A 23,167-nucleotide genomic window follows, 5' to 3' on the forward strand; every position below is an offset into this window, starting at 1 on the left:
TACGTTCCCCCTTCGGGGGGATCCCTAGAAATTGGAAACGAGGAGAAGCCTGCCGACAAGGCTTCTCCTTCCGAGTTCCCCCTTCGGGGGGATCCCTAGGAATTGGAAACTTTGGAAACTCCCCCTGCTGTGTTCCAGGGATGATCTGGATCCCCTGAAGTTATCCCTTCAGAGGGATCCCTAGAAATTGGAAACCGCTCCCGGCATTCCGAGAGCGGCAAAGGTTTTAGCAGTGTTTTCCCTTCGGGGGGATCTTGAGAAGTCAGAAAGAAAAAACTAGCCCTTGATACACAGAATGGGTCTTAGGCGCGCTACGAGTTTCGCGATCTTGGCTTGGTCGGCAGCGCGCACAACTTTATCTACGTTTTTGTAGGCCTGGGGCGCTTCTTCGGCTACCCCCCGCAAAGAAGGGCTGCGGACGATGACGCCGCGCCGCCTCAGTTGTTCGACGATCTCCTGCCCTGTCCAGGCTTTGAGAGCTTGGTTGCGACTCATCGCCCTTCCGGCGCCGTGGCAGGCCGAGGAGAGGGAAAGGGCCTCACTTTGCTCCGTGCCGACCAGAATGTAGGAGGCCGTGCCCATGGAGCCGCCGATGATGACCGGCTGACCGATAGAGCGGAAAGCCTGAGGGATCTCTGGGTGGCCAGGCCCAAAAGCGCGCGTTGCCCCCTTGCGGTGGACGAACAGGCGACGTTTTTTCCCCTCTATCACGTGCGTCTCCTCCTTACAGGTGTTGTGGGAGACGTCGTAGATAAGGTCGAGTTCAGCCTTGGGAAAAAGCTCGGCGAATACCTGGCGCACCCAGTGGGTGATGATCTGGCGGTTGGCCAAGGCGCAGTTGATAGCTGCCCGCATTGCTCCCAGGTAGCTTTGCCCCACTTTGGACTTCAAGGGCGCACACGCCAGCTCGCGGTCAGGCAGCTCTATGCCGTGCTCTTTAGCCGCCTGTTGCATCTTCTTCAAATACTCCGTGCCAATCTGGTGACCCAAGCCCCGGGAGCCGCAGTGAATAGTAATGACCACTTCCCCCTGCTTGAGGCCGAAGCTCTCGGCAGCCTTGGGATCGTAGATCTCGTCAACAACCTGGACTTCGAGGTAGTGGTTACCTGAGCCTAGAGTCCCCATCTCCCGCCGCTGGCGCTCACGCGCATAGGCGGAGACTTCGCTCGGCATTGCTCCCCGCATGCGGCCATGTTCTTCGATGCGCTCTAGATCTGTTTTCTTGCCGTAGCCTTGAGCCACAGCCCATTCTGCTCCGCCTTCCAGCATGGCTTCCATCTCTTTGTCGCTCAAGGAGATCTTGCTGCGGCTGCCAAGCCCTACCGGTACGCTCGCATACAAGGCATTGGCTAAGGGTTCTGCCGCTTCCTCCACTTCTTCGCGCGTCAGCCCCGTCCGCAAGGTTCTCACGCCGCAGGAGATGTCAAAGCCCACGCCGCCGGCGGAAATCACCCCCCCTTCTTCCGCATCGAAAGCAGCCACCCCACCGATGGGAAAACCATAGCCCCAGTGGGCATCTGGCATCACGTAGCAGGCTCCCACGATCCCTGGCAAGGTGGTCACGTTGCTGGCCTGCTCGGCCACTTTGTCGTCCATCTCCCGGATTAACTCCTCATCGGCAAAGATCAAGACTGGGGCACGCATTTTGCCTTTAGGAGGAATGCGCCAGACAGTCTCATCTACACGCTCAAGTTTCTTGATATCCATAGACTGCCTCCTTTACACATCCACCACACACTGTGCCACCCAAAGCTCACCCTCTTGGGCTACCTTGAGTTGCGTGTAAGTTGCCCCTTTAACTTCTACTGCCGGTCGGTGCTTGGCGCGGTCAACTCTTTCCCCCCACAGGCTGGCCTTGAGATGGTCTTTTGCAAGATGCACTTCAACTTTCCCAAAGAGCATTCCTCTGACTGCCATCTCGTAGATCACTGCGTTCAGGAAATCCACCAACAACAGTTCCAGATCGCCTGAATTTTCTAGCTCAATCTCTAGCCGCTCCCTGGGAGCTACTTCATCCACGCTGGTGATCACCGCAGTCAGGGCCAAAGCTGCCTGGGCAAAAGCTTCCTCCAGGGTCGCCCCATAGCCGCGGACGCCGACATCGGCCATGTGTTCGAAATGATCCCATCTTGCCCGCGCCACGGTCGTCTCCTTGTTTTGTGCAGTCCTCAGTGCAGGCCAAAGACAAATACCGCCCAGGCTAAGGCGCGGCACTGCAGCTTACCGCGGGATCCCTGCAGATTGGGAATAAAAGCAGCCATGATACTACCATTGTATTCGTCTCTTATCCTGCCGAAAGTTCCTTAGGCTGGGGGGATCCTCCCACAAGATAAAGAAAGAGTGAAAAGGCCCAATGGTTTCGCCATCAGGCCCTCCTTGTCTAGGGGAGCTTCCCAGAAGAGAGAAGCTGCTGGTGTGACGACTAACGGGTAGACCAGTTTATCGTTATAGAACAAAGCGGCACCTTGGTCACCGCTTTGAGATTTGGCGTGGTATGCCCGGCCTTCCACTACCGTTTGTACCGCCTCCCAAGGCCATTGGTTCAGGCAGTAGTGGAGAACATCCTGAGGAGTAGCCTCAGCCTGTGGAGAATCTTTGTGGCGGATGGACTCCAACGCAAAGCCGACTACCAAAAGTTTTTGCGAAACTCCTCAATCTCATCCTCGTAAGACTCATACCACACAAAAGGATAGCTTGGTAGCCCCGCACTTGAGTGGGGGGCGGAAAAGCCCGCTAGCCACTTTAGTTGCTTACCCATGATGGGGGTCGTTGATATAGTTTCATAGCTCAAACAACCTCTTCCTGACTTCTCCTACCAAGACCTCTTTCCTTCTCTTTGGCCAAAAAATAAGATAAACAACCGCTAGCCCCACACCATGGTTGTAGTGATTGTACCGTTGACTTCCCTCTCGCACTATCGCTTACTTAGGTTGGAACAAAGAACAAAAACAAGAATGCGGTTTTAACCAAAACTTTGTTTTCGTCCCAACAGGTCGGTTCAAGGAGCGTATTGCGCAATTATGTCGGCATTATGGCATGGAGTTTATTGAGGTAGAGGAGGCGTACAGCTCGCAGGCAAGCTTCCTAGATAGAGATGAGCTACCTAGTTATGGTGAAAAACCCGACGGGTGGAGACCCGCTGGAAAGCGTGTCAAGCGGGGCCTGTACCAAACGGCAAAGGGGTGGTTGGTCAACGCTGAGGCAAATGCTGCCGCCAACCTGCTTAAGAAAGTCAGCAGAACCTTGGGGCTTTGCCTTCAGGAACTGTCTAGAGGCGCTTTGACAAAGCCTTTGCGACGACCGTGTAAGAATCCCCCGCCTTTAGACGGTGGGAGTGTCAAACTTCAGAGAACGGGTTGGTGAGGGAGCTGACCCTGAGAAAGTTTTGGATAGCAGCAACGGCTTGCCACACTCTTCCCTGGTCTGAGCGGTAACCAGCTTTATTTTTGAGCGACTGATAAACTCCTCTTTTTAGCTCGTAGCACAAGCTGCTGGGAACAAGGCATTGGCATCCTCCATTTGGTGGGAGCGGAAGTGGCGCCTGAAAGCTTCCACACAAGAAGCCAGAATCGTGATCTTGCTTTTTGGCTTGTTCAAAACAGCGGTGTTCAAGATGCGGTTCTGTTTAGCCCCGACTAGCTCCTGCCCTTCCACCAAAAGCAAGAGAAAACCGCTGTAGTTTTCCACAACTAGATACGGCACAACGCCGTTCTGATTGATTTCACTAATCGTTGCTTCCTGAGCTCCATGATCTGGAAGGCGATAGGCAGCCTCTCTCTGTATCCTCTGGAGAAAACAGCGGGAAAATCTGAAAGCCGCCCTACTGAATAGCACCACCAACTTGCAGTGTTGGCAGGTTCAGTTTGAGCATCGATTTCTCCTTTGGGCTTGCTAGCACTATCTCTTCAACTTCCTCCAGAGCTGCAGTGGTTGGCATTAACAACAGAAGCTGGGGAGCCGAGAAGAAGCAATGGCTTGAGCCGCTGCCGAGTAACAAACTGGAGAGACCGCATTTTACAATACATGTTGCGATTAGCCCTCAGCAGGGGGTTCCTGGAAGTGGAAAAAAGCCTTAGCATCTGGCATCGGCTGGCCCGCCGATATGGGCTTAGGCTCTTGAGTGCTGCCGATATAGCCGTCAATGGCTCGCGGCCCTGGGATCTGCAAATCCACGACGAGCGGCTCTACCTGCGCTGCCTGCTCTATGGATCCCTGGGCTTTGGCGAGGCCTACATGGAGGGCTGGTGGGATTGCGAGGCCATTGATGAGTTAGTTTGTCGTCTCCTAACTGCCCAGGCACCGCAGCAGGTGGGTTGGCTAATTCAGCCCCTACTTGGGCTGGACAGTCGCCTCATCAACCGCCAGCGGGGCAAGGGGGCATTTGTCATTGGCCGGCGCCACTATGACATTGGCAACGATCTCTATGAGGCCATGCTGGATCGCCGCATGATCTACAGCTGTGCCTATTGGGATGGGGGCGCGCAAACTCTGGATGAAGCCCAAGAAGCTAAGCTTGACCTCATTGCCCGCAAGCTGGAACTCCAACCCGGCATGCGGGTGCTCGACATCGGCTGTGGCTGGGGCGGCACAGCCCAGTACCTGGCCGAACGCTACGGGGTGCAGGTTGTGGGGATTACTGTTTCCAAAGAGCAAGCCAAACTGGCCAGCGAACGCTGCCGCGGCCTGCCGGTCGAGATTCGGTTAGAAGACTATCGCCAGACGCAGGGAAAGTTTGATCGGATCCTTTCTGTGGGCATGTTTGAGCATGTGGGCTACCGCAACTACCGAACATTTATGCAGGTAGCCCGTCGCCTCCTCAAAGACGATGGCTTGTTTCTTCTCCACACCATCGGCGCCAACGTTGCCTACCAGGGTCGGGATCCGTGGATTGAACGCTACATTTTCCCCAACTCGATGCTGCCCTCGCCTCGTCTGATAACAGCGGCTTTTGAGGGTCTGTTTGTACTGGAAGACTGGCACAACTTTGGGATCAACTACGTGGCCACCCTAAAAGCTTGGCACGCCAATTTTGAGCGGGCATGGCCACAACTGGCCGGCCGCTACGGCGAGCGCTTTCGCCGCCTGTGGCGGCTTTATTTGCTGATGAGCGCCGGCAGCTTCAAGGCCCGTGCCAGCCAGCTTTGGCAACTGGTCCTCTCGCCCAGGGGAGTAAGGGACGGCTATCGCTCGGTGCGGTAGCGAGAAGTCGGAATAGCCCTACCCACACGGCTTTTCCCAACTGCACAAGGGGTTCACAGATCGAGCCGGATCCCTGTCACGCAGAATAGGCTTCCCCCACGAAGAACAACGAACTCTGTCCAGAACAGGCCGCCACAGAGAAACCGCCGGCCCGGTAGGGATCCCTTGTCAAATCCTGTTTCAATCCACGAGCTCAAGGATCTCTGCAAACCCCAAGAGGGAGCCAGCTCTTAACGTCAGCTTAAATTCAGTCGTGTAGCCTGCTAATAAGCGCATACACTTATTGGCGCAAGGAGGGTGTCAAGATGAAAAAGCTGGCTGAGCTTCCCCTAATTAGTCTCCCGGTCGCCGCTTTGTTGACAGCATGGGCAGTGGCAACCTCGGCTCCTCCAGCAACAGGGGTTCCGGCTGGCGGGCGTGCTGCCTTGGTGGTGGCCTACAACAGTCCGGAGAAATGGGCGAACTGGGGCGAGGTGCTCAAGTCCTTCACTGCCAAAACTGGCCTGCAAGCCCCCTCGGATCCCAAGAATTCGGGCCAGACACTGGCTGCCCTCAAAGCTGAAGCCGCTGCCCCACAAGCGGATACTGCCTACTTCGGAATTGTCTTCGGCATTCAGGCCGCTGAGGCAGGTTTGCTGGAGCCCTACAAGCCAGCTGGGTTTGATGAGATCCCAGAGGGGCTGAAAGATCCCGAGGGCCGCTGGATGACGATTCATCAAGGAGCAGTAGCCTTCTTGGTCAACACCAAGGTACTGGGCAACGCGCCTGTCCCTCAGTGCTGGGCTGACCTGACCAAGAATGAATACAAGGGCAAGGTGGGTTTTCTGGATCCCACCCAAGCAGCAATTGGGTACTCGGTAGCTACAGCTGCTAACCTGGCGCTAGGCGGTACGCTGGAGAACTGGGATCCCGGCATTCGATACTTGGCTCAGCTTAAGGCCAACGACTTGCAGCTCCCAGCCCAGACAGCCACTGCCCTGGTTCAGCAGGGAGAGATTCCTATCCTGATCGATGCTGACTTCAACGGATATCAGCTCAAGAACAACGAGAATGCCCCGGTTGAAGTCGTGATCCCCTGCGAGGGCTCAATCGCTATTCCCTATGTGATTGGCTTGGTCAAGGGCGCACCCAATTCTGAGGGTGGCAAGAGGTTGATAGACTTCACGCTGTCGAACGAGGGTCAGGTGTTGTTTGCCAAGAGCTATCTGCGGCCCGTGCGGCAAGTAACTGTGGATCCCGGAATTGCTGCCAAGATGCTCCCGGCCAGCGCCTACGAAAAAGTAGCTGTGCCGGACTACGGGCAAATGCGCGCTGTGCAAGAGCGATTCAATGAGCGTTGGAAGGCCGAGGTAATCCGGTGATCTTGAGCACAAACTTTTGCTCTCTCGGGGGGTCGCGGGCAACAAGACAAGTATTGCTCGCGGCACCCGTTGTTCTACTGTTCGCCCTGGGGCTGCTGGTACCTCTAGTTGTGTTGCTTCGCCAGAGTCTGCTGGACGGGAGCAGCGGTCGCCTAACGCTGCAGAACTACGCGGCAGTTGTCACTTCACTGGCTTATCGCCGCGCTTTGCTCAACAGCGTGTTGATTGCTGTCGCCTCTACGCTGCTGGCGCTGATCTTGTGTTTTCCGGTGGCCATTTACATCGAGCGATCCAACGGCCCTTACCGAAATGCGTTGGCAATAGCCTTGACCGTACCGCTTAGCCTGCCTGGAATTGTCATAGGTTTCTTCGTCATCTTGTTCTTCGGAACGACCGGCGTTGTGCCGCAGCTTTTTCTGCTGCTGACAGGTGAACGCCAGCTAAGCCTTGCCTATACCTTTGGGGGGATGTTGCTGGGCTACTTGTATTTTCAAATCCCCCGTGTTGTGTTGGTGTTGCGTGGTGCAGTCTCAGCGCTATCGCAGGACGTGATCGACGTCAGCCGCACGCTAGGTGCCACCCCTTTGCAGGTTTACCTCAACGTGCTGATACCAACGCTTCTCCCGGCTTTGCTCAGCGCTGCCAGCGTCAGTCTGGCAACAGCCCTCGGGGCTTTTGGCACGGCAGCCACCCTAAGCCGTGGCTTTCGCGTGCTACCCCTTGAGATCGCTTCGTCATTCACAGAAAGCTTTCAACCAGAACGCGCGGCCAGCCTGAGCATTGCTCTCACTCTGCTGACTACGGCCATTCTACTGGGTCTGGGTCAGGTTGCTGAACGTGGCCTACAGCCTCATCGCCCGCCAGATATGTTGCAGAGGGAGCTGGTGAAGTGAAGCCACTAGCTTGCAAGCGCCAGCACGCAGCGGATCCCGTCACAGCGATTGGGCAGGGGTTCACCTTGGCTGCAGTGATCCTGTGCCTGGCACCAGTGCCCTTGCTGATTGTTGTGGCGACCACTGTTAACTGGCCGCTTGGTTTTTGGGCTGGCGGGGTCACCACCAACTGGCTGTGGCAGGGATGGGAAACTGTGCGACCCTACGCCCTCTTTAGCCTGCGCCTAGCCTGCACGGTGCTAGCAATTGACCTGGCTGTTGGTTTACCCGCCGCATGGCTTATTGCGCGGCATAACTTCATTGGCCGGCAGGCGCTGATGGCCTTGATCAATCTGCCGCTGGCCATCCCCGGCATTGCCATTGCCTTGGCTTTAATCTTGGCTTACCCAGCAGCTCGAGCCAGCGGGCTACTGCTTCTGCTCGGTCAAGTGATCTACACCCTACCGTTTCTGGTGGCAACCTTGGTGCCGGCGCTGGCCCAAGCGGCATTGATCGAGCGCGAAGCTGTGGCCTGCACCCTGGGCGCATCGGCCATGCAGCGGCTGTGGTATGTGACGCTCCCCTCGATCCGCAGCGCGTTGCTGGCTGCTTTGATTTTGGTGTTCACGCTGTCCATGGGGGAGTTCAATGTCTCGTTCTTCTTGTTCACCCCTCTGAACAAAACGCTGCCCATCGAGTTGTACTCGGCATACATCACCAACCGGGTGGAAGTGGCGGCGGCGATTACAGCCATTTTTCTCTTCTTCGTCGTGCCTGCTGCCATCGCCATTGAGTGGCTAGGCGGTAGCAAGATAGGACAAGCATGACCAGCCCAGCCTCTGTGGTATTCGATCACATCTTCTATGCCTACACCCCTGGACGTTGGGTGGTTCAGGACATTTGCCTGGAGGTGCAACCTGGGGAGATCGTGGTGTTGGTCGGCCCCAGTGGCTGTGGCAAGAGCACTCTGCTGCGCTTGGTAGCCGGTTTGCTGATCCCTACCCAGGGCCGTCTTTTGCTCGATGGGATCAACACAAGTACGTTAGCACCGGAGAAGCGACTTGTGGGTTGGGTTCCCCAGAGTTATGCCCTGTTTGAGCATCTAAATGTTCGGGATAACGTGGCTTTCGGACTGCGCATGCGCCGGGTGGCAAAAGAAGCAATGAGCCGGCGCATCAGCGAGATGCTGGAACTTTGCCGCATCGCTGAGCTGGCCGACCGACCAGTTACCCAACTCTCTGGAGGTCAGCGCCAGCGCGTGGCTATTGCCCGGGCCCTAGCTGTGTCGCCGCGCGTGCTATTGCTGGACGAGCCTCTGGCTGCCCTGGATCCCCAACTGCGGGCAGCTATCCGGGCTGACTTGCAAGTTCTGCTGCGCGCCAGTGGCGTGACAACCCTCTTCGTCACCCACGATCAGGAGGAAGCCCTGGCCATTGCCGACCGAGTAGCTGTGCTGCAGGCTGGTCAAGTAGAACAATTCGGGACACCGCAGCAGATCTGGCAGTCACCAGCCAACTCGTTTGTTGCCCAGTTCTTTGGCGGCGCAACTGTGCTTACAGCTCGGCGCATCGGCCCAGGCCGCGTGCGTCTCGCACCCGGACTAGAAGCCGACGTTCCTTTGCATTGTGACGACCAAGTGGTACAAGTGGCAGTTCGCAGCGGCGATCTGGAGCTTCTGCCCGAGGTTAGCCCATCGACGGAAGCAGGGCAGTTCATCCCCATGACCGTTGAGTTTGCAGGCGATGCCTTTAGGATCACTGGAGAACTGATAGGCGCAGGTAGAGTCACGCTTCTGCACAACCGACCGGTTATCCCAGGGCAGAGATATCCTGTTCGCGCCAAGCCGGGCCACATCCTTTCTACCGTTGGCCAGTGTCCCTACTGCAACCAAGCTAGGGATCCCAGTCAAAGCGGATAACTTTTGCCAGAGACAACTGAGTTATCGAGCTGGCCTGCGAAGACACCGAAGGATTGGTTTACCCTGAACACCTGGGATAATCAGCTATCTGCTGTTGTCGGCTTGGCCGTGAAGGCAGTTCTCCAACTTCAACTCGCGCCTCCTTTTGCCGTATGCTTTCCAGAGTTGAAGCAGGTTGATACTGCCAAGGGAGCCCTGCCGGACGGTGAGTAACTTTGCAGCCTCTCCTACCTTGATCTCCTACCTTGTCAGTGTCTTGTCGGGGGCAAAGGGTACCTATACAATCACGACTTCAACAGACGCTGACCTACAGGTTCTCAGAAGGCTAGCTATCTCTTGCTGCTCAAGCACTTCGTAGCAGCAAGCCCACGCACTTACTATGGGCAAACCAGCAGGAGCACGGATGGCTACAGCGAACGACGGCACCCCAGCCAAATCTCGACCTGGCAGACGCTGGGCAAAATCAGCCGACCTGCTCGCGCAAGGAAAGCTCAAACTCCGACCTGCTAAGTCTGGCCAAACGCCGCAGCAATTGGTGTACACAAAGCTACGGGAGATGATCCTGAACAGCAAGCTGCAACCGGGCGAGTGGCTGCGCCAAGAGCAGTTGGCCTCTCTTTTCGGCGTCAGCCGCACACCTATTCGCGAGGCCCTGCGCATGCTGAGCCAGGAACACCTGGTTGAGTTTGTTACCAACTATGGGGTGCGGGTGGTGCCGCTCAGTTGGGAGGAATTTGAAGAACTCTATGCGATGCGCATTGGGCTGGAAGGGTTGGCTGCACGACTGGCTGCCGAGCAAGCTACTCCGTCGGACGTGGCCGAATTGCGAAAACTCTTAGCTGCCATTACAACGCTGGCCGATGGCACGGATCTATGGACCTATCTGCGCGAGGAGTGGCACTTTCGTCTCAGGTGTTACGCCATCACGGGTCGGGAACAGCTGATCCAGCGGATCAGGAATCTGCGCGAGCACGCCGAGCGGTATCTAAGGCTGGCCTATAACGTTGAAGGCAAGATGCAGGAGTCGCTTGACTTTCATCGCAAGCTGCTAGAAGCAATTGCCATCCACGACGGAGCTGCTGCCGAGCGGATCAACCAAGAGGCACTGCGCTGGACGCTGGCCAACGCCGGCCCAGTCGTGCGCGCCAGTCAAGCGCTGCAGAGACCGCTGGATAAAGCAGCCGGTGACTAGAGAATGGCTTGGCCGACGGCGGAGCTGTCAGCGCAAAAGCCAATTGCGCCGATCCAGCACGGGATCCACTTCCACAACGTCCAGTGATCCAATCCTTCTGCAGCAGCCATCCCTCTCAGCCCAGTAGGGATCCCCTGCCGCATGCTTGGAATCTTCCGGATCCCGGCTGAGCAACTGACTCCCCTGGGAAGGGTGTTATTATGGATCTGATTATCATTCTCATCAGACGAGCTGGCGGATGCCCAAAGCTCTGCGGCAAATTATTGAGCGCTTCCAAAAAGCCAAAACTTCTAAGCAGAAGTACGAGCTTCTGTTGGCTTATGCCAAACGGCTGCCCCCTTTCCCCGAGTCGCAGCGAACAGAGGAGAATCTGGTGCGGGGTTGTGCCTCGCGGGTGTGGCTGGCCACCGAGCTAAAAGACGGCAAGGTCTACATCCAAGGGGATGCCGATGCCCAGTTGGTCAAGGGCTTGGTGGCTGTTTTGGCGGAGGGGTTGAGCGGTCTGCGCCCAGAGGAGATCCTGGAGGTTTCCCTAGAGTTTGTGCGGGAGATGGGCCTCAACTTTAGCCTTAGCCCTTCCCGCAGCAATGGCCTGGTGAGCATGTTTTCGCTGCTGCAGCAGCGGGCCTTGGCTTTTCAGAAGTCAGGCGCTTCCGGCTCTGCTGTCTCTGTCGTCTTGTGAGGTACTAAGGCTCATGGCTGATAAAGCTAACTCTCTGCGTTCGGCTCGACCTGTGCGGTCACTGGTCTCGCTGGTGGCCGCCCTCTCGGTCGGGATCCTGGGCGGCTTGCAGATGCGCCAAGAACAGTCCCAGGCGCAGCAGGGATCCACCCCCCCGAAGGTGGTGACCACCATCCTGCCGATAACGCAATTTACCCGCGCGGTGGCCGGGGAGCGGGCCGAGGTGACGCCTCTCATTCCGCCCCAGATGGGACCCCACGACTTTCAGGCTCGACCGGAAGAGGCGCGTCTGCTGGCCCAGGCGGATGTGCTGGTGATCAATGGGTTGGGAATGGAGACCTTCCTGGAGGGATTGATTGCCAATGCTGGGAATCCGAAGCTGCGCATCATTGATAGCAGCCAAGGGATCCCGACCTTGCGGACTGAGGAGCCAGAACATGGGCACTCCCACAGCCATGGGCATGGGCATTCTCACGGTCATGGGCACTCTCATGGGCACAGCCATGGGCATGGGCATTCTCACGGTCATGGACACTCTCATGGGCACAGCCACGGCAAGTTGAACCCCCACATCTGGCTAGATCCCAGGCGGGCCATTCAGCAGGTGGAAAACATCCGCGACGGCCTGATTGCTGTGGATCCAGAAGGGGCAGAGATTTACCGCGCCAATGCTGCCGCCTTTATCGAGCAACTGGAAGCTTTGGATAAAGAAATCGAGCAGAAATTGGCGCCCTTTGCCGGCAGAAAGTTTGTGGTCTTCCACGACTTTGCCCCCTATTTTGCTGAGCGCTACAACCTCAAAGCGGAGTTCTTGGTGGAGATCCCGGAAGCCAGCCCCTCCCCTGAGGATGTGCGGCGGGTGATGGATACGGTACGGCAATCGGGCCTGAAGACGATCCTAGTGGAACCTCAGGTGAGGAGTGACAACCCCTTTGAGGTTTTGGCCAGAGATCTGGGGGTACAGGTTCGCGTGTTCGATCCCATCGAAACCGCCGGCCCGGAGGGGATCGAGCCGGAATACTACCTAGCCATCATGCGGCAAAACGTGGAGAACCTGGTCTCCGCCTTTGAGAAGGAAAAGGCCTGGGTTCCCCTGCAGTTGCCCGTGGTGGGCCAAGCTGCCCTCGAACACCTGCTGGCGAGGGGGCGATGACCTCCCACTTGGGCGAAGTTGTCCTTTGGGTGGAGGGGCTGACGGTCTATCGGGGATCCCAGCTGGCTGTGCAGAATGTGTCGTTTGCGCTGGAGGCGGGATCCCATACCGCCATTGTCGGCCCCAATGGTGCCGGCAAGAGCACGTTGGTGCAGGCCATCCTGGGCATCCTGCCGCGGCAGTGTGGCTCGATTGGCATTCTGGGAGAGCCGCTGCGCCTGTCGGGGTACTTGCCCCAGAAAGTGCGGCAGCAGATTGCCTACGTGCCCCAGCGGTTGCAGTTCAACCCCGCCATCCCCCTGACCGTGGCCGAGTTTGTCGCCCTGGGCTGGGGATCCCTCAGACCCCGCTGGCCCTGGCAGCAGCAAGCTGCTCGGCAAGAAGCTGTTCGGAAGGCCTTGCAACGGGCCGAGGCCCTGCACCTGGCCCCTAAGCCTTTGGGTCAACTGAGCGGCGGCGAGCTGAAACGGGTGTTGCTGGCCTATTGTCTAGTTTGGCCGCGGCGGCTGCTGGTGCTGGACGAGGCCCCCGCTGGCCTGGATAGCCCCAGTGAAGGGGAGTTCTATCGGCTGTTGGAAGAGCTGCGCCGATCCCTGGGCTGGGCCATTTTGCAGGTCTCCCACGACCTGGAGATGGTCTCTCGCCACTGCGACCGCGTGTTGTGCCTCAACCGCTCCCTGATCTGCCAGGGATCCCCCAGCGTGACGCTGTTGCCCGAGGTGTTGAGTCAGGTCTATGGGCCGGAGTTTGCCCGCTACATCCACCATCACTGAGGAGAAAAAATGCCGGAAACCTGGGCGCGGGTGGCCGAGTTGCTGCAGTTGCCCTTCATGCAGCGGGCCCTGCTGGGCGGGATCCTGACAGGGGTAACGGGGGGGCTGCTGGGCAGTTTTGTCATCTTTCGGCAGTTGGCGTTTTTTAGCGATGCCCTGGGGCATTCGGCGCTCTTGGGTATTGTCCTGGGAGTGGTTCTGGGACTGAATCCTACGGCGGTGCTGATGGTGTTTGGGGTGGTGTTTGCCCTGGGGGTGACTTTTATTCTGGAACGCACCCAGCTTTCGGCAGATGCGGTGCTGAACATCATCTACTCTTCCTCCTTGGCCCTGGCCATCATCGGCCTCAGCCTGATCCCCGGCTACCGCGGCAACCTCAACCAACTGCTCCTCGGGGACATCCTGGGCATCAGCCCGCCGGCCCTCTGGATGAGCGGCCTGCTCCTGCTGCTGGCCCTGGGGTACATTGGGCTGACTTTGACTGCCCAGATGTTGCTGACCCTGGATGAGTCGTTGGCGCGGGCGCGGGGGGTGGAAGTGGGCTGGCAGCGGCTAGCCTTTGTGGTGTTGCTGGCCCTGGTGGTGGCCCTGTCGATCCGCTCGGTGGGGGTGCTGCTGGTAAGCGCCTTTGTGGTCATCCCCGCTTCGACGGCGCGGCTTTTGGGATCCCGCTTTACAACCTATGTGTTGCTGGCCATGGGTTTCGGGGGCTTGAGCGCGGTGCTGGGGATCCTCCTCTCGGCCGCCTTCAACCTGCCCTCCGGCCCCAGCATCGTGGCCACCCAGTTGCTGTTTTTTCTCCTGGCTATGGCGGCCAAGGGGGCGTCGCAACTGCTGCGGCTTTAGCCAGGTGCGGGGATCTCCTCACGAACCTGGCCAAACAGGCGGCGGTAGCTCTCTGGAAAGACCTGGCCCATCAGGGTGGGCTGCTCGTAGACCCGCTTGAGGGTGTTGAGATCCCGCTTGGTAATGGTGGGCACCCGCAGCAGGCGGCGATTGCCAGTGGCCTCCGCGTGGTGGCCGCCGTACATCAGATCCCGCGGGTTGGGACTATGGCCCCACAGCCCTAGCCCATGGCCAATCTCGTGCCGAGCCACTGCCGTAACCTCTGCCAGCCCCTGGCCTTCGGCGATGACAATGCGCACCCGCTGCTGCAGCGAACCATCGGCGGCGAAGAAAAACTCTGGGCGGGCTGCCCCCGCTATTCCCTCGCCAATGGGAGGAACGCGGTAGATGCTCATCCCGTAGAAGGCCTCCTCTTCTTTGGCCACCACCTTGAGCGGAATATAGGCCGACCACTCCTTCACCGCCCGCTCCACAAAGGCTTTCCACTGGGGGTGATCCCCCTGGATGTAGACGGGGACGGGATAGAAGGCCCACTGGGCATAAGCTCCGCCCGGCAGCAGCGGCTCGATTTCTTCGAAGTAGTCTCCCGCCGATTTGTCGTAGGTGTAGCGGGCTAGGCCGGGGGGCAACTTGAGGCGAACCGGCTGCGGCAGCTCTTCCAGCGACCTCTGCGCCTGGGCCAGGGATCCCACCCCTCCTACCGCCAGAGCCAGGAGCATTGCGCAGGCAATAACCCCAAGCTGAAGGACGTGACGCCGCCGCCAGGCCATACCTTGGTTTTCTCCCTTCCTGATTAAAGGCTATTGGCTGGGGAAGCCAACGTCGAGGGCAGGCGAGGGATCCCCTGTCCTAGAAGCGGCAAATTGGCTACACTGAAAGTCTGCCGTCCATAGCTTGGCCAAAGGTTTCCCATGCAGCTTCGTCTTGGCGAGCCACCTCTAACGCAGGCAGAATGTGCCCTGGTCTACTGCTTTGCCCCCAGCGGCGAAAACGCCACCTTCTCGCTGCCTGCCGAAATTGCTTCCTTGGACGAGAAAGTGTGGTCGGGGTTGGTGGCGGAAGCAGCTCAAGAACAGAAGTTCCAGGGCAAGCCCAACAGCAGCCTCGCCCTGCGCCTGCCGGGGCCTATCCGCAAGCTGGTGCTGGTGGGGCTGGGGGATCCCGCCGCGCTGACCCTGGAAGCGCTGCGACGGGCTACTGCCAACGGCCTGCGCCAGGCCCACAGCCTCAAGGCCAAGCAGGTGGTGCTGTCCTTGCCAGACACTGGGCTGGATCAGGTGCGGGCGGTGCAGGCGGTGGCCGAAGCCAGCCTCCTGGTGGCCCACCAGGACAACCGCTTCAAATCTCCCCCTAAGCCCGAGGAAGAGCGCGGCTTCTCCGTTGAAGAAGTTACCCTCCTGGTGCCGAGGCTGGCCCAGGCCCGCCAGGACTATGAGAATGCCCTGCAACGGGCCACCGAGATGGCCGCCGGGACGATCCTGGCCCGCGAGCTGGTGGCCGCCCCTGCCAACGTCGTCACGCCTCCTGCCCTGGCCGAAACTGCCCGGCAACTGGCCCAAGACTACGGCCTAGAGGTGGAGATCCTGGGGCGGGAAGAGTGCCAAGCCCTAGGCATGGGGGCTTTCCTGGGCGTGGCCCAAGCCTCGGATCTGCCGCCTCAGTTCATCCACCTCACCTACAAGCCCAAAGAAGGGGATCCCGTTGCCAAGTTGGCCCTGGTGGGCAAGGGCCTCACCTTCGACTCCGGCGGCCTCAACATCAAAACCGACTCCCGCAGCATTGCCATGATGAAAACCGACATGGGCGGGGCGGCAGCCGTCTTGGGAGCGGCCCGTGCGCTAGCCGCCCTCAAGCCGCGGGTAGAGGTGCACTTTATCGTGGCCGCCACCGAAAACATGATCAGCGGTCGGGCCCTGCACCCGGGAGACATCCTCACCGCTTCCAACGGCAAGACCATCGAGGTCAACAACACCGATGCCGAGGGCCGTCTCACCCTGGCCGATGCCTTGGTGTTTGCTGAAAAGCTGGGGGTGGACGCCATTGTTGACCTAGCAACCCTGACCGGTGCCTGTGTTATTGCGCTGGGAGAAGAAATTGCCGGCCTCTTTACCCCCAATGAGGTCCTGGCTCAAGAGCTGCAGCAGGCGGCCAACCTCTCCGGCGAAAAGATCTGGCGCCTGCCCTTGGAAGAGAGCTACTTTGAGGGCCTCAACTCCAGCGTGGCCGACATGAAGAACACCGGCCCCCGCTCCGGCGGCTCCATCACTGCCGCCCTCTTCCTTAAGCAGTTTGTGGAGAAAACCCCCTGGGCCCACCTAGACATAGCTGGCCCCGTCTGGGCTGAAAAAGACTCGGGCTACACCAACAAAGGCGCCACTGGCTACGGCGTGCGCACCTTGGTGGAATGGGTCCTGGCACGGGAGATGGCAGCCGCCTCCTCTTAGCCTCGCTGCCTGCTGTTGTCTGCTGGTTCCAAAGTCCTGCGCAAGTGTTGGGGGGTGGTGCGGCAGCGGCACCGAGCCTCTGCTGAGGTTGTACTCAGAAGCGAAAGACCTAGAAGCAGTGAACGCCCTCCTGGATTGGGCAGCCGGCTTGATCAGCCAGGTTGATTGAGGTTGATGCAGATCCCTTGCAGGGCAAGGATCCCACTTGTTCACAAAATCTTGCAAAGTCGGACAAAGTACGGCTTCTTTGGCAAAGCTGGATCGCTTGACTCAAAATTCAGCCGGAATCCTTCAGCTAGCACAAGATCCCACAGATTTTGAATTCCCCGGAAAAGTTCGACTACCCTGTTCAGACATCGGCCAATCAATAGCCAGGATTTTGCAGGGGGCTCAGTTGAAAGTCACAGATGCTGGATCGGGATTGGATTGAACTGGCGGCGCGCCATTGCTCAAGAGAGTAACTGGAGGGTTGTCGTACTGCACTGGTGGTGCAGGCAGGGGCGGAACTTGCTCGACCGATACAGAAACTACGCAGGAGGCGCCTGCGGCTAGGCTTCCGCCCGTGAGAGAAATCGCGGTCCCACCGTTAGGTGCCGTAAGCGTACCACCGCAGGTGTTTGAGGTAACTGCTGGATTCGTAATTCGTAACCCTTGAGCTGGAGTGTCGGGCAAAATGTCGATGAAACTGAGGCCGGTTATGGGAACAGTTGCAGTGTTCGTAATTGTGAAGACAACAGCCACGACGTTGCCGTTTGTAGTCGAGTTAGGACTAAACTGCTTAATGAACGTTGGAGCAGTAACCGGGTTCACTGACAGATTAACAGGTGCGCTTTGAACAGGAGGAGCTTGGTTACTGGTCAGAGTTACGGCTGGGTTAGTATAGGTACCTGTGCCTGCAGCAACAACTTGAACAGTAACTGTACAAGTTGCGTTGGCAGCCAGTGTTCCACCGCTTAGAGTGATTAGGGCCCCGCCTGGAGTCGGAGCAAATGATCCACCACAGGTATTGGTGAAGTTGGGCGGATTGGCAACAAGCAACCCTGCAGGCAGGCTGTCTGCAAAGCTGAGGCCAGTCAGTTGGATCCCTGAGTTGTTGATGATGGTGAATCTTAGGGTTACGGGAGCGTTTGGTGAGGTTGTGGAAGGACTGAAGCTCTTAGTGAACGTTGGAGCAGTAACCGGGTTCACTGACAGATTAACAGGTGCGCTTTGAACAGCGGGAGCTTGAGCGCTGGTGAGAGTTACTGGCGGATTTGTATAGGTACCCGGAGCCGAAGCAACAACCTGAACAGTAACTGTACAAGTTGCATTGGCAGCCAGTGTTCCACCGCTTAGAGTGATTAGGGCCCCGCCTGGAGTCGGAGCAAATGATCCACCACAGGTATTGGTGATGTTAGGCGAAGTGTCAACAACTAACCCTGCAGGCAGGTTGTCTGCAAAGTTGAGGCCAGTCAGTTGGATCCCTGAGTTGTTGGTGATTGTGAAGCTTAGGGTTACGGGAACACCCACTGAGGTTGTGGAAGGACTGAAGCTCTTAGTAAACGTCGGGGCAGCCAAGGGGCCTGGAGGCAGGCCAACGATGCTGGGAGAGGGATTGGGAGTGGGCAGGGGCGGGATCGTCGGCGCCGACACAGGAGGGGGCACAAGAGGGCTGGGCTGACCTGGGGGAACAGATCCAATCGGAGGAGTGGATGGCAGCCCTACCCCCGTTCCTCCGGGTTCTGTGTTTGGGTTTTGCACAGGGATGATTGGCCCTGGCAGCGAGCTGATTGGATTCCCCTCTTTAGTTTGTTGACAAGCTGTTAGCAAGCCCAAGCACAAGCAAGCCAAAACCCCAGCTACTTTTCCCGTTTTCATTCCCTCATCCTCCTGCCATTAAACTCTCTCGTGGCACAAACCCAAACAGCCTTACTCAGCTCCAGCTTAGGGGGCTTGGGCGCGCGCTTCCAGCCTCAGAGCTTGACCAAATGAATCTCGAATGACCACGATTACCAAAACCCTTTCTCTCGCAGCAACGTTGGTGTTGTAGGCGGCTGGATCCGCCGGGAAGGTGAAGCCGTTGGTAAGCGTGATCCCGTTGATTCGGTCGTCGTAGCTATTGCCTCTGCCTATCAGCGTATTTCTAAACTGCTCAATTGCCGTCGGCAAAAAGATACCGGTAATATCTGTGCCGCGACTGATGTTAAAAAACTGAACCTCTACGCTCCTGATCACTCCTGGAGCAAGCAAGCCTTTCAGAGTGATGGTTACGAAAGCGGATCCCACTGGCGGAATGTTAGGAAGGTTTGGCGGCTCGAACAGCAAAAGATTAAACTCCCCATCTGGAGCTGGCCGCAAGCTAGGCGGATCCGGTAAGTCGGGCTGAATGGGCGGCGGCGTGATGGGGGCAAAGTCCGGCCCGGGGCGAAAGGTGATGGGCGTGAGGTTGGGTGAAATGGTAGGGGCAACCGCCACCGGAGGGGGTGTAGCTCCGTCGGCAGTCAAGAGGGGCGGCAGCCCACCAGTAGTCTCGCTGCTACAACCAGTGACCAGGGCCAGCGAAGCCCAAGTTACCAGAAGGGAAAGGCCACCGCCGCCAAGGGCTGAGCCAGAACGTCGTTTCATTGGGGAAGTCTCCACTCACTCACACCACAGCAAATCTTTCCGACAGCGTCCAGCCGGGATCCACTGAATTTACCCCTGTACATTGACAAGCAAGATTACGAGGTATCCCGTTTGAAAGGGGGATGACTGCTGTTAGTTCTACTGCATTCCAGGGCGTTGTCAAGCGACCGGCAGAGCAAATCCAAGAAATTTTTCCGGAAATGGCCCATCCCCTAGATATGGGGTATCATAGCCTCGAGCAGGGGCGGCCAGCTTACCTGTAGCGTTGGGGTTGGGTGCCTTTCCCTCCATTTTGTGTGTGGATTTCCCCAGATTAGGGTGTGTGAGGAAGTGCCTTATGAACTTCAAAGGTCGCTCATTAGCGGTTTTGTGTGGAGTCTTGCTGCTAGGCGGCTGCGGCGAGGTTAATGAGTCCCCGACCTTGCCTGGGCCCGTCCAGGTGGATCCCACGGCGTTTGTCTCGGCGCAGGAGTACCGCTTTACCCCCGGCTCGGTGCTGGAGACCACCAGCCTCCGGTTGGACTACGTCAATCCGAGGTTTGACAATGGGATCCCTGTGCGCACCAACCCCCTCCAAGGCAGCGGTGAAGCTCGCATCGCCAATGTTGAAGCCCGCATCTTGCCTGTGAACGAGATCCCAGCCAGTGACTTGACGATTGACTCAACTCTTCGCTCCAGCACCCTGGCCATCCAAATTGGGCAAACCACACCGCTGGTGAATCTTATTGCCTTCGGCCCTAATGACGGCAGGCTATCTACGCAATTTAATATCGCCGGGCTGGTTGCAATTTCGACAAACCCCAATGATCAGCGCATTCGAGTGAACACAACCTTTAGAGCCGCCAGGGAAGGTACTGTCTTGACTCTCACCGTGCGCCGAATCTTGGTGAATAGGAATGGCAACCAAGTTGTCCTAGAGGGAGATTCTTCTCTCATTGTCCGCACCACGGGGGTACTCTATGAAGATCCTGGCCCAGGTGGCAACCCGCCAGCAGGAAGCTTCGTGAACCCAACAGAAGGAGTATCTGCCATTCTCCAGACAGGTAGTTTCTCCGCCAGCTTTGTGGTGCGGCAGCGGGGGGTTGCGGGCGATGGCACTCCTGAGGATGCCTTGGCTCTCTTTGCCCGCCTGAACTTCCGGCCCAACCAGGCGGAGATTGTCTATCGCCCTGCCCAGGTGGGTACGCAGTCGGTACTGTTCGCTCCGGATCCCACTCGTCCAAACATCTTGCCCAATCAGTTGGTTCGCATCCGCCGCTTACTGAACGGTCGTGTTCAAGCGGAGTTTGATCCGGCCAACGTCAGCACAGTTCTCAACTTTGTGCAGGTCAGCCCTCCACCGCGACCTTTCCCCACCCCGATCCCGCAGTTGCCCGTCCCTGAGCGTCCCGGTGCCCCTACCGCGTTTGACTACTTCTTCTCCTTGCGCACCGAGCGCTCCACAGGTACGTTGCCTGGATCCCCTGTGGAGGGAACTAATCTCAGTCCTGTTATCCTTCAGGGCATTGTCCCCACCACGGGAGATTTTGTCTTCCGCACCTTAGCTGGGGCACAACTGGCCGGGCCGTTTAATAGGGCAGATATTGGCGGTTCTCTGCTGCGAGGCAACTTGAATTTGGTTTTCGATCCAACCACCTCTGGCTCGAATATCTCTGGGCAATTCTTTATTGAGCAAGAGTTCCCCACTGACAACCAAGTTATAGGCCCGAACCCACCAACTGGCGACGGAAATACGGGTACTCCTGATGCAGGGGGAGTTATTCTCATTATTCGTGGATTCTTTGAGGGCACGCAGGTGCGGCTGTAACCCAGGCAACCCGTTTGATCCCAGAGCAGGGATCCGCTCTGGCTTGGCCTTTTCGTCGGTCAGAGCTTGGGTAGATCGCTGAGCACCACCTGTGCGCAGTTGTGGCCAGGGATCCCGGTCACTCCGCCTCCTGGGTGGGCCCCTGAGCCGCAGAGGTAAAGGCCGGGAATGGGGGATCGATAGTCGGCCAGGCCGGAGATGGGCCGCAGGTTGTAGCTTTGATCCGGCGTCATTTCCCCGTGAAAAATGCTGCCCCCCACAAGGCCAAAGCGGGCTTCCAGATCCACAGGCGACAACATCTGCCGCGCGATCACGGCGTTTTTAATGTTGGGGGCAAATTGGGCAATTTTGTCGATTACCCGATCGGCAAATTCTTCCCGCAGGCCATCGTTCCAGTCTCGCCCTTTGGGTTGGTAAGGCACAAACTGACAGAAACAGGAGAGGATGTGCTTGCCTGGGGGAGCCATTGTCGGGTCGGTGGGGGATTGGCTGTAGATCTCGATAAACGGATCCCGGGAAGGGATCCCGTATTTGCAATCATCCCAAGCCCGCTCCAGATAGGCCACCGAGGGAGCAATGTCTACCGTGGCGGAACTGACCACTTCTGGGGGTACTTCAGCAGGGGCCGCCGTGTAGCGGGGCAGTTCCTCCAGGGCCAAGTTGAGCTTGTACACCGGGCCTGAGGTGCGGTAGTGCCGTTCTAGCCGGTCACGCAAGTCTGGGGGCAAAGAGGAGCAGAGCCGCAAAAAGGTGATCTGGGGATGGGCATTGGAGAGAACCGCCCGCGCCCGCACGGTTTCCCCCGATTCGAGGATAACCCCAGCGGCCTGCCCACTCTCCATCAAGATCTCCGCCACTGGAGCAGAAGTGCGGATCTCCACCCCTAAGTCCAGAGCTGCCTTGGCCATCGCTTGGGTAATGGATCCCATCCCACCGCGCACATAGCCCCAGACCCCACGCGAGCCAATGGCGCGACCTACCGCATGGACTAGCCAAATGTAGGGCGTACCCGGAGTCATCGGCCCGGCAGAGGTGCCAATCAAAGATTGGGGAGCCATCGCCGCCTTGACTTGCTCCGACTCGAAGAACTCATCCAGGAGATCAGTGGTCGAGAGGAGCATGATGCGGCGGAAATCGTCTTCATAGCCAGCAGCTGCAAAGCGATCCGCCAGTTGCCCCAGTGAAATCGGCGGCTGCATTAAGGTTGGCTCCACCACCTCGTTCACCCGATCCCAAAACTCCTCCCAGCGGTCGTAGGCTTCCGCATCTTTGCGAGAAAACTTGGCAATTTCCGCCTTGCTCTTGGCACGGTTATCGGCATACAGAAAGAGGTGCTGCCCATCCGGGAAGGGCATGAAGTAGGAAGGTTGCTTGGCGTAGACCTCAAAGCCATAGTCCGGCAGGCGCAGATCGCGGATGATCTCCGGGCGCAGCAAACTACAGGAATAGGAAGCCACCGACACGCGAAAGCCTGGGTGAATTTCTTCCGTAATGGCAGCACCACCAACGGTGTGATAGCGCTCCAGCACCAGCACTTTTTGCCCGGCCTTGGCCAAATAGCAAGCGCTCACCAGCCCGTTGTGCCCGGCCCCAATCACCACCGCGTCGTAGCTCATCAACAATCCTTCTGCAAACGCTTCTCCACCCACAATACTCCTGCCAGCCAAGACTCGATCTGCCGGCAAGGGATCCCTGCCTTAACCGATGGAAAAAACCTGATCCAGACTCAACTCTCCAGCCCGGATCCCTGGGATCCCAACTTTCTCCTCGGGGGTGTAAGCCTCTCTTTTCTGGTAAACTCCCGACCCTGTTGGCAAGCTGTACGTCTCTAGGCAGTTCTCCTGCAAGTTCAAGATCCAGTAGTTGGGGATCCCGGCTTTGGCGTAGAGTCCGAGTTTGACTTCCCGATCATAGGTAAGGGAAGAATCAGCCACTTCGATGATGAGATAGATGTCTTCGGGCTGAGGATGCCGAGAGCGGTACTCATCCTGCTGAAAGCGCACAATGGCAAAGTCGGGCTCCGGCTCGTGATTGGGGGGCAGTTGCACCGGATCCTGGGTGCGCACAATAGCTTGCTCCTGCACAAGGCCCACCAACAGTCGGTACAGGCGGCTACAGTAGGCGGCGTGCCTCTCCCCTTTCGTCATCTTTTGAACCAGGAGCCCGTCAATCAGCTCCAACTGATTGGGCTCTTCAATCTGTCCAGACTCAATCAGTCGATGAAACTCCTCAAAGGTATATCGCCTGATATAGGGATCCAATCGGGCAGCTAGAGTCATCGACCAAACTCATCAGACCCTAAACTTCATATCACCA

The 23,167-nt window shown here is 57.9% G+C and carries 18 protein-coding genes and 1 pseudogene; 12 read left to right on the plus strand and 7 right to left on the minus strand.

From position 1 onward, the window contains the following. Positions 1 to 276: 276 nt before the first annotated feature. The 3 genes and pseudogenes from SYN60AY4M2_RS09460 to SYN60AY4M2_RS09475 form a co-directional block, all read right to left on the minus strand. A complete protein-coding gene (locus tag SYN60AY4M2_RS09460) occupies positions 277 to 1,644 on the minus strand; it encodes an RtcB family protein (protein WP_276307365.1) in 1,368 nt (455 codons plus the stop codon). A gap of 75 nt (positions 1,645 to 1,719) precedes the next feature. Continuing rightward, complete coding sequence (locus SYN60AY4M2_RS09465) at positions 1,720 to 2,142, minus strand: archease (RefSeq protein ID WP_099812784.1); 423 nt, start codon at positions 2,140 to 2,142, stop codon at positions 1,720 to 1,722. A 641-nt stretch (positions 2,143 to 2,783) separates the two neighbouring features. Further along, positions 2,784 to 2,915 (minus strand): annotated as a pseudogene (locus SYN60AY4M2_RS09475) (IS200/IS605 family transposase); the annotation flags it as partial. Positions 2,916 to 4,023: 1,108 nt separating this feature from the next. Between SYN60AY4M2_RS09475 and cfa the strand changes: the two are divergent. The 10 genes from cfa to SYN60AY4M2_RS09540 all read left to right on the plus strand — a co-directional run bounded on the left by cfa (position 4,024) and on the right by SYN60AY4M2_RS09540 (position 13,996). Further along, positions 4,024 to 5,199 (plus strand): cyclopropane fatty acyl phospholipid synthase, encoded by a 1,176-nt coding sequence (gene cfa, locus SYN60AY4M2_RS09490; RefSeq protein WP_240527806.1) that lies wholly within the window; start codon positions 4,024 to 4,026, stop codon positions 5,197 to 5,199. Between the two features lie 305 nt (positions 5,200 to 5,504). After that, positions 5,505 to 6,560, plus strand: a complete 1,056-nt coding sequence (locus SYN60AY4M2_RS09495) for an extracellular solute-binding protein (RefSeq protein WP_099812785.1) — start codon at positions 5,505 to 5,507, stop codon at positions 6,558 to 6,560. Positions 6,561 to 6,613: 53 nt separating this feature from the next. After that, on the plus strand, positions 6,614 to 7,453 hold the full coding sequence (locus SYN60AY4M2_RS09500; protein ID WP_168173331.1) for an ABC transporter permease subunit: 840 nt from the start codon (positions 6,614 to 6,616) through the stop codon (positions 7,451 to 7,453). Next, complete coding sequence (locus SYN60AY4M2_RS09505; RefSeq protein ID WP_099812787.1) at positions 7,450 to 8,259, plus strand: ABC transporter permease subunit; 810 nt, start codon at positions 7,450 to 7,452, stop codon at positions 8,257 to 8,259. The genes SYN60AY4M2_RS09500 and SYN60AY4M2_RS09505 overlap by 4 nt, the downstream gene beginning before the upstream one ends. Continuing rightward, on the plus strand, positions 8,256 to 9,350 hold the full coding sequence (locus tag SYN60AY4M2_RS09510) for an ABC transporter ATP-binding protein (protein ID WP_099812788.1): 1,095 nt from the start codon (positions 8,256 to 8,258) through the stop codon (positions 9,348 to 9,350). The genes SYN60AY4M2_RS09505 and SYN60AY4M2_RS09510 overlap by 4 nt, the downstream gene beginning before the upstream one ends. 535 nt (positions 9,351 to 9,885) lie before the next feature. Beyond that, complete coding sequence (locus SYN60AY4M2_RS09520) at positions 9,886 to 10,542, plus strand: GntR family transcriptional regulator (protein WP_168173332.1); 657 nt, start codon at positions 9,886 to 9,888, stop codon at positions 10,540 to 10,542. Between the two features lie 238 nt (positions 10,543 to 10,780). Further along, complete coding sequence (locus tag SYN60AY4M2_RS09525; RefSeq protein WP_099812791.1) at positions 10,781 to 11,224, plus strand: SufE family protein; 444 nt, start codon at positions 10,781 to 10,783, stop codon at positions 11,222 to 11,224. Positions 11,225 to 11,276: 52 nt separating this feature from the next. Further along, the gene (locus tag SYN60AY4M2_RS09530; RefSeq protein ID WP_240527807.1) at positions 11,277 to 12,377 is read left to right on the plus strand and encodes a zinc ABC transporter substrate-binding protein; all 1,101 of its coding nucleotides are present in this window, start codon (positions 11,277 to 11,279) and stop codon (positions 12,375 to 12,377) included. Then, positions 12,374 to 13,150 (plus strand): metal ABC transporter ATP-binding protein, encoded by a 777-nt coding sequence (locus SYN60AY4M2_RS09535; protein ID WP_206336826.1) that lies wholly within the window; start codon positions 12,374 to 12,376, stop codon positions 13,148 to 13,150. Before SYN60AY4M2_RS09530 ends, SYN60AY4M2_RS09535 begins: the two co-directional genes overlap by 4 nt. 9 nt (positions 13,151 to 13,159) lie before the next feature. Then, on the plus strand, positions 13,160 to 13,996 hold the full coding sequence (locus SYN60AY4M2_RS09540; RefSeq protein WP_099812793.1) for a metal ABC transporter permease: 837 nt from the start codon (positions 13,160 to 13,162) through the stop codon (positions 13,994 to 13,996). Here the strand turns inward: SYN60AY4M2_RS09540 and SYN60AY4M2_RS09545 are convergent. Continuing rightward, positions 13,993 to 14,766, minus strand: a complete 774-nt coding sequence (locus SYN60AY4M2_RS09545) for a hypothetical protein (RefSeq protein ID WP_099812794.1) — start codon at positions 14,764 to 14,766, stop codon at positions 13,993 to 13,995. The genes SYN60AY4M2_RS09540 and SYN60AY4M2_RS09545 overlap by 4 nt on opposite strands. A 141-nt stretch (positions 14,767 to 14,907) precedes the next feature. On the opposite strand from SYN60AY4M2_RS09545, the gene SYN60AY4M2_RS09550 reads away from it, so the two are divergent. After that, a complete protein-coding gene (locus SYN60AY4M2_RS09550; protein WP_099812795.1) occupies positions 14,908 to 16,440 on the plus strand; it encodes a leucyl aminopeptidase in 1,533 nt (510 codons plus the stop codon). A gap of 1,923 nt (positions 16,441 to 18,363) precedes the next feature. Here the strand turns inward: SYN60AY4M2_RS09550 and SYN60AY4M2_RS09560 are convergent. Continuing rightward, positions 18,364 to 19,044: a hypothetical protein gene (locus SYN60AY4M2_RS09560; protein ID WP_143596982.1), complete on the minus strand. Its 681-nt coding sequence runs from the start codon at positions 19,042 to 19,044 to the stop codon at positions 18,364 to 18,366. A 421-nt stretch (positions 19,045 to 19,465) separates the two neighbouring features. Between SYN60AY4M2_RS09560 and SYN60AY4M2_RS09565 the strand changes: the two genes are divergently transcribed. Next, positions 19,466 to 20,851, plus strand: coding sequence for a hypothetical protein (locus SYN60AY4M2_RS09565; protein ID WP_240527808.1), 1,386 nt, complete (start codon positions 19,466 to 19,468; stop codon positions 20,849 to 20,851). Between the two features lie 59 nt (positions 20,852 to 20,910). On the opposite strand, the gene SYN60AY4M2_RS09570 is transcribed toward SYN60AY4M2_RS09565, so the two are convergent. Then, positions 20,911 to 22,467 carry an NAD(P)/FAD-dependent oxidoreductase gene (locus tag SYN60AY4M2_RS09570; protein ID WP_099812798.1) on the minus strand — a complete coding sequence of 519 codons (1,557 nt, stop codon included), beginning with the start codon at positions 22,465 to 22,467 and terminating at the stop codon, positions 20,911 to 20,913. Between the two features lie 81 nt (positions 22,468 to 22,548). Continuing rightward, the gene (locus SYN60AY4M2_RS09575; RefSeq protein WP_011431692.1) at positions 22,549 to 23,130 is read right to left on the minus strand and encodes a Uma2 family endonuclease; all 582 of its coding nucleotides are present in this window, start codon (positions 23,128 to 23,130) and stop codon (positions 22,549 to 22,551) included. Positions 23,131 to 23,167: the final 37 nt, after the last annotated feature.

Source organism: Synechococcus sp. 60AY4M2 (genome assembly GCF_002760375.1).
In the GTDB taxonomy this organism is placed as follows: domain Bacteria; phylum Cyanobacteriota; class Cyanobacteriia; order Thermostichales; family Thermostichaceae; genus Thermostichus.